Source organism: Fodinicurvata fenggangensis DSM 21160 (genome assembly GCF_000686045.1).
Classification (GTDB): Bacteria; Pseudomonadota; Alphaproteobacteria; order Kiloniellales; family DSM-21159; genus Fodinicurvata; species Fodinicurvata fenggangensis.
Genome location: NZ_JMLV01000003.1, coordinates 102676 through 118192 on the forward strand (window position 1 = coordinate 102676; position 15517 = coordinate 118192).

15 protein-coding genes are annotated in these 15517 nt (G+C 48.6%); 13 read left to right on the forward strand and 2 right to left on the reverse strand.

Annotation, left to right across the window (positions count from 1 at the left end):
* Nucleotides 1-4: 4 nt before the first annotated feature.
* From BP38_RS22115 to BP38_RS0106275, 4 genes are all read left to right on the forward strand, one after another.
* The gene (locus BP38_RS22115; RefSeq protein WP_026987027.1) at nt 5-1282 is read left to right on the forward strand and encodes a TRAP transporter large permease; all 1278 of its coding nucleotides are present in this window, start codon (nt 5-7) and stop codon (nt 1280-1282) included.
* Nucleotides 1283-1349: 67 nt separating this feature from the next.
* Entirely contained in the window at nt 1350-2678 is a 1329-nt protein-coding gene (hisD, locus tag BP38_RS0106265) for a histidinol dehydrogenase (protein WP_026987028.1), read from the forward strand.
* Nucleotides 2675-3436 carry an SDR family NAD(P)-dependent oxidoreductase gene (locus BP38_RS22120; protein WP_081816501.1) on the forward strand — a complete coding sequence of 254 codons (762 nt, stop codon included), beginning with the start codon at nt 2675-2677 and terminating at the stop codon, nt 3434-3436. The genes hisD and BP38_RS22120 overlap by 4 nt, the downstream gene beginning before the upstream one ends.
* 47 nt (nt 3437-3483) lie before the next feature.
* Complete coding sequence (locus BP38_RS0106275) at nt 3484-4764, forward strand: hydantoinase/carbamoylase family amidase (RefSeq protein ID WP_035724009.1); 1281 nt, start codon at nt 3484-3486, stop codon at nt 4762-4764.
* Between the two features lie 13 nt (nt 4765-4777).
* Here the strand turns inward: BP38_RS0106275 and BP38_RS22125 are convergent, their stop codons facing one another.
* On the reverse strand, nt 4778-5446 hold the full coding sequence (locus BP38_RS22125; protein WP_162175125.1) for a GntR family transcriptional regulator: 669 nt from the start codon (nt 5444-5446) through the stop codon (nt 4778-4780).
* 137 nt (nt 5447-5583) lie between these two features.
* On the opposite strand from BP38_RS22125, the gene leuC reads away from it, so the two are divergent.
* The 9 genes from leuC to BP38_RS22140 all read left to right on the forward strand — a co-directional run bounded on the left by leuC (nt 5584) and on the right by BP38_RS22140 (nt 14138).
* The gene (gene leuC, locus BP38_RS22130; RefSeq protein WP_081816503.1) at nt 5584-6966 is read left to right on the forward strand and encodes a 3-isopropylmalate dehydratase large subunit; all 1383 of its coding nucleotides are present in this window, start codon (nt 5584-5586) and stop codon (nt 6964-6966) included.
* A 22-nt stretch (nt 6967-6988) separates the two neighbouring features.
* Nucleotides 6989-7618 carry a 3-isopropylmalate dehydratase small subunit gene (leuD, locus tag BP38_RS0106285; protein ID WP_026987030.1) on the forward strand — a complete coding sequence of 210 codons (630 nt, stop codon included), beginning with the start codon at nt 6989-6991 and terminating at the stop codon, nt 7616-7618.
* A 231-nt stretch (nt 7619-7849) separates the two neighbouring features.
* On the forward strand, nt 7850-8818 hold the full coding sequence (locus tag BP38_RS0106290) for an ABC transporter substrate-binding protein (protein WP_026987031.1): 969 nt from the start codon (nt 7850-7852) through the stop codon (nt 8816-8818).
* Between the two features lie 6 nt (nt 8819-8824).
* Nucleotides 8825-9580 (forward strand): ABC transporter permease, encoded by a 756-nt coding sequence (locus BP38_RS0106295; RefSeq protein WP_026987032.1) that lies wholly within the window; start codon nt 8825-8827, stop codon nt 9578-9580.
* Complete coding sequence (locus BP38_RS0106300) at nt 9568-10377, forward strand: ABC transporter ATP-binding protein (RefSeq protein ID WP_026987033.1); 810 nt, start codon at nt 9568-9570, stop codon at nt 10375-10377. The genes BP38_RS0106295 and BP38_RS0106300 overlap by 13 nt, the downstream gene beginning before the upstream one ends.
* Nucleotides 10378-10382: 5 nt before the next feature.
* A complete protein-coding gene (locus BP38_RS22135) occupies nt 10383-11159 on the forward strand; it encodes an ABC transporter permease (RefSeq protein WP_155992243.1) in 777 nt (258 codons plus the stop codon).
* A 5-nt stretch (nt 11160-11164) separates the two neighbouring features.
* Entirely contained in the window at nt 11165-12034 is an 870-nt protein-coding gene (locus BP38_RS0106305; protein ID WP_026987034.1) for an isocitrate lyase/PEP mutase family protein, read from the forward strand.
* A 2-nt stretch (nt 12035-12036) separates the two neighbouring features.
* Complete coding sequence (locus BP38_RS22525) at nt 12037-13038, forward strand: DUF6282 family protein (protein ID WP_155992245.1); 1002 nt, start codon at nt 12037-12039, stop codon at nt 13036-13038.
* A gap of 23 nt (nt 13039-13061) precedes the next feature.
* Nucleotides 13062-14138: a TauD/TfdA family dioxygenase gene (locus tag BP38_RS22140; RefSeq protein ID WP_162175126.1), complete on the forward strand. Its 1077-nt coding sequence runs from the start codon at nt 13062-13064 to the stop codon at nt 14136-14138.
* Between the two features lie 42 nt (nt 14139-14180).
* Here the strand turns inward: BP38_RS22140 and BP38_RS0106315 are convergent, their stop codons facing one another.
* Nucleotides 14181-15305, reverse strand: a complete 1125-nt coding sequence (locus tag BP38_RS0106315; RefSeq protein ID WP_026987036.1) for a zinc-dependent alcohol dehydrogenase family protein — start codon at nt 15303-15305, stop codon at nt 14181-14183.
* Between the last annotated feature and the right edge of the window lie 212 nt (nt 15306-15517).

Sequence of the window (15517 nt, forward strand, 5' to 3'; positions counted from 1 at the left end):
CGAAATGCTTCTGATGTTGATGCTTGGCGGCATGGGGGCGCTTCTTATTTGCCGTGTTCCAGTCGCATTTTCGATGTTGATTCCATCGCTTACTTATATAGCGATAGCGCCTAATATTAGTTTTGGCGTTGCTATTCAACGCGTGGCTGCGCTCCTTGATTCTTTTCCGCTGCTGGCAGTACCGCTATTCATATTTGTAGGGTTCGTTGCTAATGCGGCCGGTTTGGCAGATCGTTTAATTGCAGCATTATTGGTGTTTACCGGTAAGCTTCGCGGTAGTTTGGCCTATGCCAATATAAACGCCAGTCTTGTGTTCTCATGGATGAGCGGATCGTCCCTCGCTGATGCAGCGGCTTTAGGCAGTGTTCTCATACCCTCTATGCGTCGTAACGGATATGACCCAGCATTTGCGGCCGGCGTCACAGCTGCGTCTTCAACCATTGGACCAGTCATGCCGCCATCTATTGCTGCGGTGCTATATGCAGTTTTAACCGGGAATTCTGTAGCCGCGATTTTCTTTGCAGGGGTCATTCCTGCCTTTATCATCTTTGTATCCCTGACGCTTTATGTCTTTTTCTATGCGCGGAAGCGTCCTGAACTTACCTCTGAAACTGAACCATTTTGGCAGGCAGTGGTTACAGTTTTGAAGGCACTTCCAATCTTGGTCGCGCCAGTTCTTCTTTTGGGAGGAATCCTCAGTGGGGTTTTCACGCCAACGGAAGCGGCAGCAGTGACCGGTGTTTATCTCGTAGTCATGAGTTTTTCAGCACGCTGGATATCTCTTAAAGGCCTCTATCAAGCGTGTGCTGGGACTGCGGCAACAACAGGTCGTGTCATGTTAATAGCGAGCGTTGGTGGACTCTTCGCTTACGTCATGGCTCGCGAACAAATTCCGCAGCAGATAGCAGATATATTAGTATCTGTGACCCAAGATCCAATACTATTCTTAATTTTACTCAATATATTCCTTCTTTTGGTTGGGATGGTGCTTGAGCCTGCCTCCGCACTATTGGTTACTGTTCCAATTTTTTATCCGATTGCGCAGACATATGGAATAGATCCAGTCCATCTGGGGATAATCGTCGTTCTTAATCTGACTCTCGGCTTATTAACACCACCAGTTAGTTTGGTGCTGCATATGTTGTCGATTGTCGGTGATGTGCCATTTGGGCGTCTGCTTAGAGCAACACTACCGATGCTGGGAATCTTGGTGATCGTGCTGCTTGTGGTTACCTACGTGCCTAGTGTCACAACAGTTCTCCCGAGCATGCTTGGGTTCTAACAACTGCTTACATACACGCTTATCGCAATTTGCAATTTTGCGCTGTCCCAATCCGAAGGAATAAAGGATGTCCATTCAATATCTTAAACAAGGAAAGCCAGAAACAGAGCGCACGGAAGAGGACGTCAAGGTGCGCGAGATTGTCAAGACGACTCTTTCAGATATAGAGGCTCGAGGTGACCAAGCGGTCCGGGAGTTATCCGAAAAGTTTGACAATTATACACCTAGCACTTTTCGGCTATCGGAAAGTGATATTGAGCATCTAATAGGCAAGCTCAGCGAGCGTGAACTAAAGGATATTCGCTATGCGCAGGAACAAGTTACGACATTTGCGCAAGCACAGCGTGATTCCATAAAAGACATTGAGATTGAAACCGAACCCGGTGTGATATTGGGACATAAAACAATCCCAGTTCAATCCGTGGGGTGTTATGTGCCGGGCGGTAAGTTTCCTATGGTGGCATCGGCGCATATGTCGGTCGCAACTGCAAGCGTTGCCAAAGTACCTCGTATTGTTGCTTGCACACCCCCGTTTAATGGTGAACCAAATCCAGGCGTGATTGCCGCTATGCATCTGGGTGGGGCGCACGAGATCAACGTACTAGGTGGTATACAAGCGGTAGGGGCTATGGCGTTAGGCACAGAAAGTCTGGCGCCAGTACACATGCTTGTAGGGCCTGGTAACGCCTTTGTTGCTGAAGCCAAACGACAATTGTTTGGACGCGTAGGGATCGATCTTTTTGCCGGGCCCACGGAAACGATGGTCATTGCGGACGAGACGGTGGATGCCGAGATGTGTGCAACTGACCTCCTTGGGCAAGCTGAGCATGGCTATAATTCACCGGCTGTACTTGTAACAAACTCACGTAAACTCGCCGAAGAAACATTGGTTGAAGTGGAGCGGATCCTCAGCATTCTCCCAACTGCGGATACCGCCAGAAAGAGTTGGGCTGACTATGGTGAAGTAATTCTCTGCGATAGTTATGAGGAAATGCTTAAAGTTTCCGAGGAAATAGTTTCAGAACACGTTCAGGTTATGACCGATCGTGATGATTGGTTTCTAGAGAATATGACTTCCTATGGAGCACTGTTTCTTGGACCGCGTACTAATGTGGCCAATGGAGACAAGGTTATTGGAACCAACCATACTTTGCCGACAAAGAAGGCAGGACGCTATACAGGTGGATTATGGGTAGGTAAATTTTTAAAAACCCATAGCTACCAAAAAATTGTGACCGATGAGGCTGCAGCACGAATTGGAGCTTATGGTTCGCGGTTGAGTATGCTTGAGGGTTTTGTGGCTCATGCTGAACAGTGCAACTTACGAGTCCGTCGCTACGGTGGGGCTAATGTTCCTTACGGAACAGGGGCGCCCGCCATTGAGGATATCGAATGAGACTTCCAAGAACCCCCTCCTTCGATCTCAATGGTCGTAGGGCCCTGGTTACCGGGGCATCCTCGGGAATTGGTCTAGGCTGTGCTGTTGCTTTGGCAGAAGCAAATGCCAAGGTAACCTGCGTAGCACGGCGTATCACCCCATTAGAAGAAGCGGTTGCCACAATGCGTTCAGAAGGCTGGACAGTTGAGGCCCAATCCTGTGACATCAGTGATCTTGATGCTCAGGAAACGCTTTTCAGTGAGGGTGCCTTCGATGTTGTTGTAAACGCGGCTGGGCTCGCTCGTCATGGACCGGCGCTTGAAACTATCGCTGACGACTTTGATGCAGTGATGAACTTAAATCTACGAGCTGCATACTTTCTTTCCATCCGTGCAGCTGAAGCTCTTAAAGCAGAATCAATGGGCGGGTCTATCATTCATGTGTCTAGCCAGATGGGTCATGTAGGCGGCATTGATCGAGCTGTTTACTGTGCGAGCAAGCATGGCCTTGAAGGGATGGTTAAGGCCATGGCTATCGAGTGGGGAAAAATTGGAATTCGTATCAATACTTTATGCCCGACTTTCATTCGCACACCTTTAACGGAATCTACATTTTCAGATCCTGAGAAAAGACGTTGGCTGGAAAGTAAAATCAAGATTGGTCGTGTGGGGGTGGTCGAAGATGTTATGGGCGCCGTAACATTTTTAGCTTCTGATGCGTCAGCTTTAGTTACTGGGAGCTCACAAATGATAGATGGTGGATGGACTGCAGAATAATATAATTAAAAAGATTACCTTTGAAACTAGTGGAGCGCATTTTAAATATGACCAGAGAAAAAATCGAACAATCTATTGAGGAAATATTTGAAGATATTTCTCGCATATTCAAAGATATTGAAGACGGAAGCCGTGATAATCTTGGCGTAACGCGACCTTCTTATGGGGATGGTGAAAATTTCGCTCATCGATATTTATCAGAATATGCTGATGAGCTGGGTCTCGAAGTCACGAAAGACGCCTCTTCAAATACTTACATGACTTTGCCGGGACAGAACCGCTCCGCCCCCCGTATAATTTTCGGCTCCCACTTGGATAGTGTCCAAGATGGGGGAAATTTTGACGGTGCAGCGGGCGTGGTGGCTGGTTTGGCACTCATCATGATCCTTAAAAAACTTAATATCACACCAGTATGTGATGTAGTTGCAATGGGAATTCGCGCTGAAGAAAGTGTTTGGTTTCAGGTCTCCTACCTTGGGAGTAGGGGGGCATTGGGCGCGTTGCCAGAAGGGGCGCTGGATGCGAAACGAATAGATACCGGACGTACTGCACGTGAACACATAGCTGACTGCGGAGGTGATCCGGATGCACTTGCTCAAGGCAAAGCTTACCTTTCTTCAAGTAATGTGAAGTTCTTTGTGGAGCTGCATATAGAGCAAGCTCCAAGTCTGATTGAACGAGATATTCCTGTTGGCATATGTACTGGTGTTCCTGGGCTCTTCATGTACCCGGATGCTCGAATTCAGGGAGAATATGGTCACGTAGGGACGCCAAGAGTATATCGTCATGATGCGGCCATGGCAGGTGCCGAATTCGCTATGGCATTAGACCAAGAATGGGCGCGTCAAGAAGCGAATGGCACGCAAATGGCGATAACATTTGGACGCTTTCACACTGATAGTGCTGCACATGGAATGACAACCATTCCTGGGGAATTCTGCTTTAGCATGGATGTTCGTGGATATGAGCCCGCGCTAATCGAGCATATGGAGCGCTTTGTGGCATCCACCGTCCAAAATATTGAAGCTAATCGAAACGTTAAATTTAAACTCGGGGAAAAACGCGCAGCTGCAATAGGCTTTACAGATCAAGAATTAGAAAAGGCCTTGTATGAAAGTGCATCAAAAATGAATGTTCCAGCTGTTATGATGAAAAGTCCTGCCAGCCACGACGCTGGAGCGTTCTCCGCGGCAGGTATCCCAACGGGAATGGTCTTTGTGAGGAATGAGAATGGAAGTCATAATCCAAGAGAAAAGATGTCAATAGAGGATTTTTTTCAAGGGGTTCGTACTATTATTCCTTGGTTGCTAGATGAGGTAACTGTGTAGGTTCCAATAAATTTCAGGTTCCTGTAAATATCTCACTAGCAATTAAAATGTGTGATCGCATTATAGCTTCTGCCCAGCGACCATTTCTGGCCTGTAAAGCGGAAAGTATTTCTCTGTGGTGGGACAGGCTTCGAGAAATATCTTGAGAAGTAAAGTGACTAAAAGAGCGCACCAAAAACCCGAGATCTAGTAAGTTCCTCGAAATATGTTCCAGTCTCTTGTTTCCACTAATTCTTAATAATTCAAGATGGAACTGCCGATTCAATTCAGAAATTTTAGGTAGTGGTTGCCCGGATCCAGCTACGGCTTCCATCTCGTTACAAAGTCCTGTTAAAAATTCTATGTCGTCTGGAGTTGCGCGGGTGGCGGCCAGGTAGCACCCCATCCCCTCAAGCATTGCTCGTACTTCGAATATCTCCTTTACATCAGTAGCAGACCACCCCTTTACGACCGCCCCCAAGTGGGGAGAGAAATCTACAAAGCCGTCGGCATGAAGCCGCTGCAATGCAGCGCGTATAGGTGTTCGACTTACGCTGATTTGTTCAGCGAGGGCTTCTTCCGTAAGGCGGCTATTCACTGGCAATGATCCATCAATTATAGCCTCACGAATTTCGGTGTAGGCCCGGTCAGCAGCTGTTTGTTTGCTTCGTTGCCTATTTCTTGATGCAAAGTTTTCTTGCACGTCTAATTCCTCCGACTGGCATCGGCTTGCTTGAGAGAGAGGCTTTGACCTCGTCGTTGGATACAATATAGTATCCAACGACGAGGTCTACGCCAACAATTGAGTTGAGTGTATACCAGTAGGCGAGAGGCTCATAAATGCCAGCTACGATGTTCGATAAAATCTGGGATTCCCACTTAGTCACTGCTCGCGATGATGGGAGATGTTTACTCTATGTCGATAGGCATATCGTGCATGATGCAACCTCTCAGGCATTTGCGATGCTTGATGCAGAAGGATTTGATTTGCGGCGTCCTGATCTGACTCTAGGGACTGCTGACCACTATGTAGCTACTGGTAGTCATACGAGACAGAATTCCGATCAAATCAAAATGGTGGAAGATTTAAAGAAAAATGCCCAGCGGAATGGAATTACCTCTTATGGCTCTGGGCACCCCAGGCAGGGTATTGTCCACGTTGTGGGGCCTGAACTTGGCTTTACGCTTCCAGGGTCAGTTTTGATTTGTGCAGATAGCCACACGGCCACTCATGGAGCATTAGGTGCACTTGCATTTGGTGTAGGGCAGAGTGAAGTCATGCATGTCCTCGCGACTCAATCGCTCTGGCAAAACCGCCCAAAGCAGATGCGAATCACAGTGGAAGGGGAGCTTCCGTTTGGTGTGACTGCCAAAGACCTTATCCTTCGTATAATTACGACAATTGGTGCGGGAGGCGGAACTGGTCATGTGATTGAATATTCAGGTGGTGCCATACGCAATCTTTCGGTGGAGGGGCGTATGACACTCTGTAATATGTCAATAGAAGCAGGAGCCCGAGCAGGTATGGTGGCTCCTGACAATAAGGTTTTCGAATGGCTCTATGGAAGGCCATTCGCCCCAACTGGTAAAGACTGGGCTGCTGCGATTGATCAATGGCGCAAGCTGCCAAGTGATCCAGACGCACAGTTTGATTCCGAGATTATCTTGGACAGTCCAGATATAGAACCAATGGTCACTTGGGGAACCTCGCCTCAGGATGCATTGCCAATTACAGCACAAGTCCCTGATCCTGATACACTGGGGGATTCTCAGAGGTGTCATGCAGGACGCCGAGCGCTTGAGTATATGGGTCTATCACCTGGCACGCCGCTCGAGGAAATTACCATAGATCGAGTTTTCATCGGTTCCTGTACCAACAGCAGACTGGAAGATCTGAGGGAAGCTGCAGCTGTGGCACAAGGGCGTAAGGTTAGAGTTCCTTCCTTTGTTGTGCCTGGGTCCGCCAGCGTAAAGGCTGCTGCGGAGGCAGAAGGATTGCACAAGATCTTCAAAGAGGCTGGGTTCCTTTGGAGTGACCCTGGCTGTTCGATGTGTGTAGCCATGAATGGTGATGCTGTTCCGGAAGGGGAGCGCTGTGCGTCGACTTCCAATCGAAATTTTGAAGGACGTCAAGGGCCTGGTGCCCGAACTCACCTTATGAATCCCGCGATGGCTGCTGCCGCCGCTGTAACGGGTCATTTAACAGACGTGCGGTATCTCTGATCACAGTTCGAGGTGAACTAGCATGCAGCGCTTTCACAAACACCGTGGGCTTGTAGCAGCAATGCCCTTGGCAAACGTGGACACTGACCAAATCATTCCAGCGAGGTATCTTCACAGGCCTCGAGAGCAAGGTTTCGGTGATGTACTTTTCGCCGATATGAGTTTCAAAGAGTCAATTCAGGTTGGTATTGATGACAGTCAAGGTGAAGAAGTTTATTCTAATGCTACGATCCTCGTAACTGGCGAAAACTTTGGATGTGGTTCATCGCGCGAGCATGCTGTTTGGGCATTAATGGATGCCGGATTTCAAGTGGTAATTGCTCCGAGTTTTGGTGATATATTTTTTGGTAATGCACTAAAAAATGGATTGCTCGCAATTAAAGTATCAGAAAAATTTACTGAAAAATTATTCAGCGAAGCAAAATCTCAAAAAGATTTAATTATTAATGTTGATCTGCCGACGCAAATTATTGAATTCGAAAGATCAAAAATTGAATTTAATATAGATTCCTTTTGGAAATATGCCCTTATAGAGGGGCTTTCCGAAACTGCTCTGACTATGCAGCTTGAGAATGAGATACGGGCATTCGAAGCTAAGCACGCGAATCACGCACCTTGGCTGCAAAACTTGCCAAAAGGCACAGAGGAATAACTAAAGCATCTCGTCCTATGTATGCATGATGGTAACTCGTGCTAAAATGTATACAACGAATAGACTAATTAACCTTTTATACCCTAATCCTTGCGAAAAATTGATGACATTGCATACGATAATGGATACAATGCGTGCCATGCGATGTTTCGGCGAATGATAAACAAGAATGGTCGGAATATATGTCTGTTTCTCACGGCTTGGTGAGATGGCTCATAATGGGAGGAACTCATGAGAAAAATTCAAAAGGCAGCGTTGACGACTGTCCTGGGCCTGGGACTTGCTGTAGGGGGTGCCGCCTCTACTGCTTTGGCTCAGTCAGAGGTTCGTATTGGCGGTGTTGCAAACTATGGACCAGTTATACCGGTTTTGGTGGCTCAGGAGCTTGGTCTCTTTGAAGAAGCGGGCGTTGAAGTTGAGTTCACCAACTACAGTGGTGGATCAGCGTCAATGGAGGGGTTAGCTGCCGGTGAAGCAGATCTGATTAACTATTTTCCTCCTGGTTTAGCTTTGGCCAAAAGAGAGGGAGTAAATGCTAAGATCGTTGGGGCAGGAACTTTAACGCCCCGAGGTTGGCATGTAATTGTTCCTCTGGACTCAGACATAGATGAGCTCTCTGATCTGGACGGTAAGCAGGTAGGCATCACCTCGAACGGTTCTACGACTGATTTTTTTGCATTGTGGGCAGCCAACGAAGGCGGTGCTGAAATCAATCGAATTCCAGTTGGTGGGTCTGGTTTGATACCAAATCTCATTTCTGGGAATGTTGATGCGATCGTAGCTTATCCACCGCTTAGTTATAAAGTATTGCAAGATGAGGACGGTGAGAGCTTGGTCCATTTTGGGGAGGCGATGGAGCCAAATCTTCCTGATGTTTGGGCGGCCTCTCAGGAAATAATTGATCGTGACCCAGAGGCGCTAGGTAAGGCATTGCAAGGTTTGTATAGCGCCATTGCCTATATGCAAGAAAACCCCGAGTGGACGATTGGCTTTATTCAGGAGCAAACTGGGATGGATCAGTCAGTCGCCGAGGCCGAATACGAAAATACTATTCTCGGGCTTTCAGATGACGGCTACTTTGAACATGACTGGGTAGCGGCTTCCTTGCAACTTGGGGAACTTGCTGGGCTTGATGATCTCCCTGCACCCGAGGAGATGTATGACGATAGTTTTATTCCTGTAGAGCATCTGGATCAGTAAATCGTCATGCTTTCGAGCAGCTATCGTGTATTAGTCCAAGCAGGAATTGTCCTAATCCTGCTTGGACTCTGGGAGGCGGCGGTGTTTTCTGGTTTGGCTGACACCCGGACACTTCCGCCCCCCAGTGAAATTGCAATTCATATTGTTGCTCTACTGGGGGATCAAGATGTTCTGTACAATTTGTGGATTACAAGTGCACAGGTTGGTCTTGCCTTCTTGATCGTCGCCCCGGTTGGCGTGGCTATTGGGTTGCTGCTTGGGGAGCACGAATATATCGGACGTGCATTTCGACCTTTCTTTTATTTTCTAGCGGGTGTCCCAAAGTCGGTTTTTCTGCCTGTCTTCATATTGACGTTTGGCATTGGTTTTACCCAAAAAGTAGCGTTCGGAATTTTCCAGGCAATATTTGTCTTGGTCATCAGCGCAATTGCGGCTGTTGGTTCAGTGTCACCAACGCTGATTAAGGTTGCGCGTTCGTACGGAGCTAATCGCTGGCAACTGTATTCGCAAATTTTTCTACCCGCCATGATGCCAGTTGTAATTGAGGGCATGCGATTGGGTATGATCTTCAACATTACAGGTGTTGTTTTTGCCGAAATGTATGTTGCCAGAGCTGGAATCGGTCACATGATTGCAACTTGGGGCATGAGTTTTCAAATGCCGCAGCTCTTTGCCGGGATATTTCTGACAGCATTTTTAAGTATTGCAGTAAATGAAGTCTTACGTTGGTACGAAAGGCGAGTTGATAAATGGCGGAAGTGACAGATTCCATGGCTCATGCGCCGATATCCTCGGAAAAGTTTGACCTGTCTGTTGAGCAAGTCTCATTGCATTTTGAAACGCCGAATGGCGTGCTAAAGGCGGTTGATGAGGTGTCGTTCGGCGTCGAGACTGGTCGCTTTGTTGGCTTGGTTGGTCCAAGTGGATGTGGGAAGTCGTCCCTGCTTTTAATGATGGCAGGTCTGCAAAAGGCGACGTTTGGGGATATTATAGTCGAGGGTGAGCCCCTGACTGGCCCTAGACCGCAAGACGTAGGCGTTATTTTCCAGGAATCTAGCTTACTGCCCTGGAAGACGGCGTCTGAAAACGTTGAGTTTCCCTTAGCATTACGTGGAGTGGATAAAGCTGAGAGGAAACAGTTAGCGACCGATATGCTCAAGTTGGTCGGGTTGTCCGGTTTTGAGGATCGTCATCCCTTTGAACTTTCTGGTGGTATGAAACAAAGAGTCTCAATAGCTCGTGGTTTCTGCCAGGATCCCAGAATCCTTCTTATGGACGAGCCCTTTGCTGCTCTCGATGAGCAAACCCGTATGACACTCGGTGATGAGTTGCTGCGAATTTGGGAGGGTCACAGGAAGACTGTTGTGTTCGTTACACACAGCCTTACTGAAGCTGTCTACCTCTGTGATGATGTAATCGTCATGAGTGCGCAACCAGGTCGTATTCTGGAGCGTATCGAAATCGACCTTCCAAGGCCGCGGACGTATGAAACGATGGCGACAGCGGACTTCGGTCGACTTCGGGACCGAATTTGGCGCCTGATTCGTGGTTCGGAGTGAACAGGATGGGTAGAGATTCCTGCGAGGCCCCTTTTATTAGCCCTGCAACACTTCGGTGGCTGTTTTTGGCAGTTATAGTAGTTGTCTGGGAGTTGGTGCCTCGCTTGGGTCTTGTGCCATCCGTGATGCTTGCTCCTGCTTCAGAAGCCATGATCGCTGGTTTCCAAGATTTCGGGACTTTTGCTAGGGCTTTGGGGATTACTTTTGGGCAGCTCGCATCGGCTTTAATCTTTGCGTACGGAATTGGTGCCCTGGCCGGATTACTACTGGGAAGTGTGTATTTTCTACGCGAAACATTGCTCCCCATTGTTTCTTCGATATACGCGGTTCCATTGGTGATAGTGTACCCATTATTAACTGCATGGGTGGGTATCGGTCCAGAATCAAAAGTCATATTTGGTGCTCTTTATGGGTTTTTCCCAATGGCACTTTCAGTAGCTGCAGGAGTTCAGACTGTGGATAGGCAATATATTCTTGCAGCTAGAAGTATGGGCGCACGTACTTCGCAGATTCTATTTCAAATTATGCTTCCAGCTTCCGTGCCATCTATTCTTTCGGGATTAAGAATAGGTGGAGCAATGACGGCTATTGGGGTGGTTGTTGCTGAAATGATGGCGGCAACTGGTGGAATAGGTTTTTTAATTACTCAAAATAGAACTATGTTTAATACAGCTGAAGTATACTTTGGAATATTTCTTGTGCTTATATTAACAGGACTTCTTGATATGTTTATCCGCCTAATGGAGCGGTGTTTCACAAATTGGTACCCTAAGGAGACTTAAAGCTAATGAGCCCAGCATCGACGCTTCGTCAAAGATTGCAGCAACCAAATGTGCTGGTGGTTCCGGGTGCAGGAAGCCCGCTAGATGTGCGGCTGATAGAACAGAAAGGATTCGAGGCTGCGTATGTAAGCGGCTATGCCACAGCAGCGCAGCGGTTTGGTGTCCCTGATGTGGGGTTAATTGCTTATGCTGAAATAGAAGACATGGTGAAGTCTAGTAGAGCTGTCAGCAATATACCTTTGATTGTTGATTGTGATACTGGATATGGCGGTACCGCTAATGTACGTCAGACAATACGCCGACTAGAAGCGCTTGGCGTCGCAGCAATCCAAATCGAAGACCAATTATGGCCAAAGCGTTGCGGTCACATGGATGGGAAGTTGGTTGAGGATCGTGATACTGCCGTGACGAAGGTTCGCGCAGCGGTGGCCGCGAGACAGAATACCGATACAGTGATTGTTGCGCGTAGTGATGCGCGCGGCCCTCATGGTCTGGAGGAGGCATTAGAGCGCTGTCATCTCTTTAAGGCGGAAGGTGCTGATGTTTTATTTGTAGATGGCCCTGAATCAGCCGAAGAACTAGAGAAAATTGGAGCAAACCTTCCCGGTCCACTTATTGCAAACATGTCGGAAAGCGGCAAGACCCCCCTCTTTTCTGCTGAAGAACTTTCAGGGATGGGCTTTAGTGTTGTTTTGTTTCCTAGCAGCCTGGCGCGATTGAACCTTAAGTGCTCTAAGGATTTTCTTGAAGGTCTTCGGGAGAATGGTGATTCGCGCGCGTACGTGAATCAAATGGCTACGCTCGACGAAACAAACAGAACCATGGGAATAAACGACCTACTTGAGTTTGATGAGATGGTTACAAAGGAGATTTGAACATGGTTTGCATGCATGGACATGGACTGCCGTATCCTCCCGGGGGGCCTACGACAACTGACCGTTTGTTAGAAGGTGCGATCGATTTCCATCACCATGGTTATCCAGAAGTTAGCTTCGAGATGCTTACACGGATGGAAGATAATGATGAACTAGCTGTCGCCCGAGGAGCGGGAATGGCTGGCATTGTGCTTAAGTCGCACATGTGGCCAACAGTCGGACGAGCATATCACTTAAAAAATCAAGTGCCTGGCATAGAAGTGATTCCTTCAATTGTGCTCAATCACTCAGTTGGAGGATTTAATCCAATTGCAGTTGAATCGGCTGCCCGGCAAGGCGCTAAGGTAATGTTCATGCCCACCTGGAGCGCAGCTCATGATATGGAGCGAGGTGGCATGAGCAAGTACCTTCGAAAATACATTAAGAAAGCTAGTGATCTTAATCCTGAAAAAGGCCTGCGCTTAACTAATGAAAAAGGAAAAGTAAAGGCGGAGGTGCGAGAATGTGTCTCTATAGCCAGTGAGTATAACATGACTGTTTGCTCTGGCCATGTTTCTCCACAAGAAGCAATAGCATTGGCGCAAGATTCCAAGGATTATGGCGTTGATTCTATAGTTTTCTCTCATCCCGATAGCCACTCTGTGGGTGCGACTAGGGAAGAAATTCGCGACATGGTTCAGCTTGATGGTTACTGTGAATTTTGCGCGTTAGGAACGCTCCCAGCTTTTCAGCGTTTGAAGCCAAGCGAAGCCTTAGAGATTATCGAAGAAATTCGCCCCGAGCGCGCAATTCTTACAACTGATTACTTCTTTGAATGGGCTCCTCCAGCTTCGGAGACGCTTAGAATGCTGATCGGGACCTTTCTAGACCTTGGTATGTCGGAAGAGGACATACGTTTAATGGTGAGAAATAATCCGGCTAAAATGCTGGGATGGGATGATAATAAACTTAACGAAATAGAAAAGACACGATCGGAAATACTCCAATCTTCGGATAACGATTAATAATCCATAATATGGAGGATTCTATGATTCGTGATGTTAGGGGGGCTGAAGACTGGTCTCCAGATGAACTAGCTAGTGATGATAGTTGGATAATTGAACTTGATCGTACGGATCGTGATGAATTATTAGCTGCTTTATCTAGCGGAAAACGTACTGGAAAGGACTATTTGGAGCTCTGTTTCACAGATTTTCCTATAGATAAGGCTCTTTCAAAATTTTCCAGTGCTATGCGTGAGGTTAATAATGGGCGGGGCATAGCCTTGGTGAAAGGCTTGCCAACAGACTTGGAAGAAGATGATTTCTCACTTCTTACGTGGGGAATTGGTTTGCACCTCGGTGTAGCCCGGCCACAGAATAAAGCCAGTAATTATTTAACTCCTGTACGGGATGCAGGGTTTGAGTATAAAACCGGAAAAGGGCGTGGCTACAATACCCGGTCAAAACTTGACTTTCATACGGATTTTTCCGATGTAGTTGCATTGAGTTGTTTGCGTACAGCAAAAGAAGGGGGTGAGAGTAAGGTAGTTAGTTCTTACCGTTGCTATCGATTACTCTGTGAAGATGCGCCTAATTTAGCAAAAGAGCTCTTCGAACCATTTTGGTATAGCCGACAATGGGAATTAGCTTACGACGAAAGTCCCACTTACCCCTGTTCTGTTTTTTCTACTCATAAATCGGAATTATTTGTACGATATGTTCGAAAAAACATCACTACGGCCCAAGAATTTTTAGGTGTACCACGACTTTCTGAAGGGCAAAAAGAAGCACTGGATTGCTTCGATAAAATAATTTCTTCGGATGACAACGTATATTCTATGTGGCTCGAGCCAGGCGACCTTCAGTTATTAAATAATTTTAAATCTCTCCACTCGCGTGGCGAATTTACTGACCATGTTGAGCCAGAACGTAAGCGTTTACTTTACCGTTTATGGCTATCTACGCCAGATTCTCCAGAGCTTCCGGTTGAATGGGCATGTTTCTATCGTGATGTTCGAGCAGGTGCTGTACGAGGCGGGGTGTTCGGCGAGAACTATGGTCCCACAGAGAGGGCTTTTGATCAGCGCCGAGCTGAAGAAATGGGCATGCTTTGTTATTCCTGATTTTTACTCGCTCCTTCTGAGGAGGGGGGGACACAAGGCGTCTCAGGGCGTGATGACGTGGCGTACGGCGGTGCCGTCGGCCAGGCGGTCGAAGGCTTCGTTGATGTCCTCCAGCGTCCCGTGGCCGGTCATCAGGCGATCCACCGGCAGGCGCCCGGTCCGGAAAAGTTCGATGTAGCGCGGAATGTCGCGTGAGGGGATGCAGCTGCCGATGTAGCTGCCCTTGAGCGTGCGCTCCTCGGCCACCAGCGAGACCTGCTGGATCTCCAGCTTCTTCTCCGGGTTCGCCAGTCCGCCGGTCACCGTGGTGCCGCCGCGCCGCGTGATGCGATAAGCGAAGTCCAGGGCTGGAACCGAACCAGCCAATTCCACGGCGGCATCGACGCCGCCGTTGGTCCACGCCTTCACCTGCGCCACGGCTTCTTCATCGCGCGGGTCGATGGCGTGCGTTGCGCCGAGCTGGCGGGCGAAGTCGCGCTTTTCCTGCAACAGGTCCACGGCAACGATGCGCGAAGCACCGGCTGCCTGAGCCCCCAGAATGGCCGCCAGGCCGACGCCGCCCAGGCCGATGACAGCCACGGTCTGGCCCGCCTTGACGGCCGCGGTGTTCACCACGGCTCCGACGCCTGTCAGCACGGCACAGCCAAACAGCGCGGCATGGTCGAACGGCAGCTCGCGGTCGATCTTCACCATGGAGTGGCGCGAGATCACGGCTCGCTCCGCGAAAGCTGAGACACCCACATGGTGATAGACGGGGTGGCCCTCACGCTGGATCCGCATGGCTCCACCCAACAGGGTGCCGGCACCGTTGGCTGCCGCCCCGGGTTCGCACAGCGCGGGCCGGCCCTCGGCACAGGGCATGCAGTGGCCGCAGGATGGCATGAAGATCATCACCACATGATCGCCCGGCTCCAGGTCCTTAACACCAGGGCCCACCGCCTCGACCTCGCCGGCAGCTTCATGACCCAGCGCCATGGGCACCGGGCGCGGCCGGTCACCATTGATCACCGAGAGGTCTGAATGGCAGAGGCCTGCAGCACGAATACGAACACGCACCTCCTCGTGTCCCGGTTCATCAAGCTCCACCTCCTCGATCCTCAGGGGCCGTGTTTCGGCATAGGGGCGTTCGACAGGCGATTCATTCAAAACCGCGGCGCGTGTCTTCATGGCTGTTTCCTGCAACAAAAAATTGCCAAGTTCTTTAGTGTTTACAATAGGTTATTATGGAATATAAGGCCATCTTTTTCTTTACAACTGGGCTAAACCAGATTTTTTCCTTAATAGCTCGAAGGGCGTCCTAGTGCCGTGGAAATTGAACTAAAAAGGGTTGCAAGCTCCCTGGTCATGCCTGCATTGAGTAACGTTAAGCAGCAGCCTTA

Excerpts from the sequence above, each read along its gene's own strand:
- BP38_RS22140 (WP_162175126.1), top strand. The coding sequence starts at position 13,062 with ATGATTCGTGATGTTAGGGGGGCTGAAGACTGGTCTCCAGATGAACTA.
- BP38_RS22120 (WP_081816501.1), top strand. The coding sequence starts at position 2,675 with ATGAGACTTCCAAGAACCCCCTCCTTCGATCTCAATGGTCGTAGGGCC.
- BP38_RS0106290 (WP_026987031.1), top strand. The coding sequence starts at position 7,850 with ATGAGAAAAATTCAAAAGGCAGCGTTGACGACTGTCCTGGGCCTGGGA.
- leuC (WP_081816503.1), top strand. The coding sequence starts at position 5,584 with ATGCCAGCTACGATGTTCGATAAAATCTGGGATTCCCACTTAGTCACT.
- BP38_RS0106300 (WP_026987033.1), top strand. The coding sequence starts at position 9,568 with ATGGCGGAAGTGACAGATTCCATGGCTCATGCGCCGATATCCTCGGAA.
- BP38_RS22115 (WP_026987027.1), top strand. The coding sequence starts at position 5 with ATGCTTCTGATGTTGATGCTTGGCGGCATGGGGGCGCTTCTTATTTGC.
- BP38_RS22135 (WP_155992243.1), top strand. The coding sequence starts at position 10,383 with ATGGGTAGAGATTCCTGCGAGGCCCCTTTTATTAGCCCTGCAACACTT.
- leuD (WP_026987030.1), top strand. The coding sequence starts at position 6,989 with ATGCAGCGCTTTCACAAACACCGTGGGCTTGTAGCAGCAATGCCCTTG.
- hisD (WP_026987028.1), top strand. The coding sequence starts at position 1,350 with ATGTCCATTCAATATCTTAAACAAGGAAAGCCAGAAACAGAGCGCACG.
- BP38_RS22525 (WP_155992245.1), top strand. The coding sequence starts at position 12,037 with ATGGTTTGCATGCATGGACATGGACTGCCGTATCCTCCCGGGGGGCCT.
- BP38_RS0106305 (WP_026987034.1), top strand. The coding sequence starts at position 11,165 with ATGAGCCCAGCATCGACGCTTCGTCAAAGATTGCAGCAACCAAATGTG.
- BP38_RS0106295 (WP_026987032.1), top strand. The coding sequence starts at position 8,825 with ATGCTTTCGAGCAGCTATCGTGTATTAGTCCAAGCAGGAATTGTCCTA.
- BP38_RS0106275 (WP_035724009.1), top strand. The coding sequence starts at position 3,484 with ATGACCAGAGAAAAAATCGAACAATCTATTGAGGAAATATTTGAAGAT.
- BP38_RS0106315 (WP_026987036.1), bottom strand. The coding sequence starts at position 15,305 with ATGAAGACACGCGCCGCGGTTTTGAATGAATCGCCTGTCGAACGCCCC.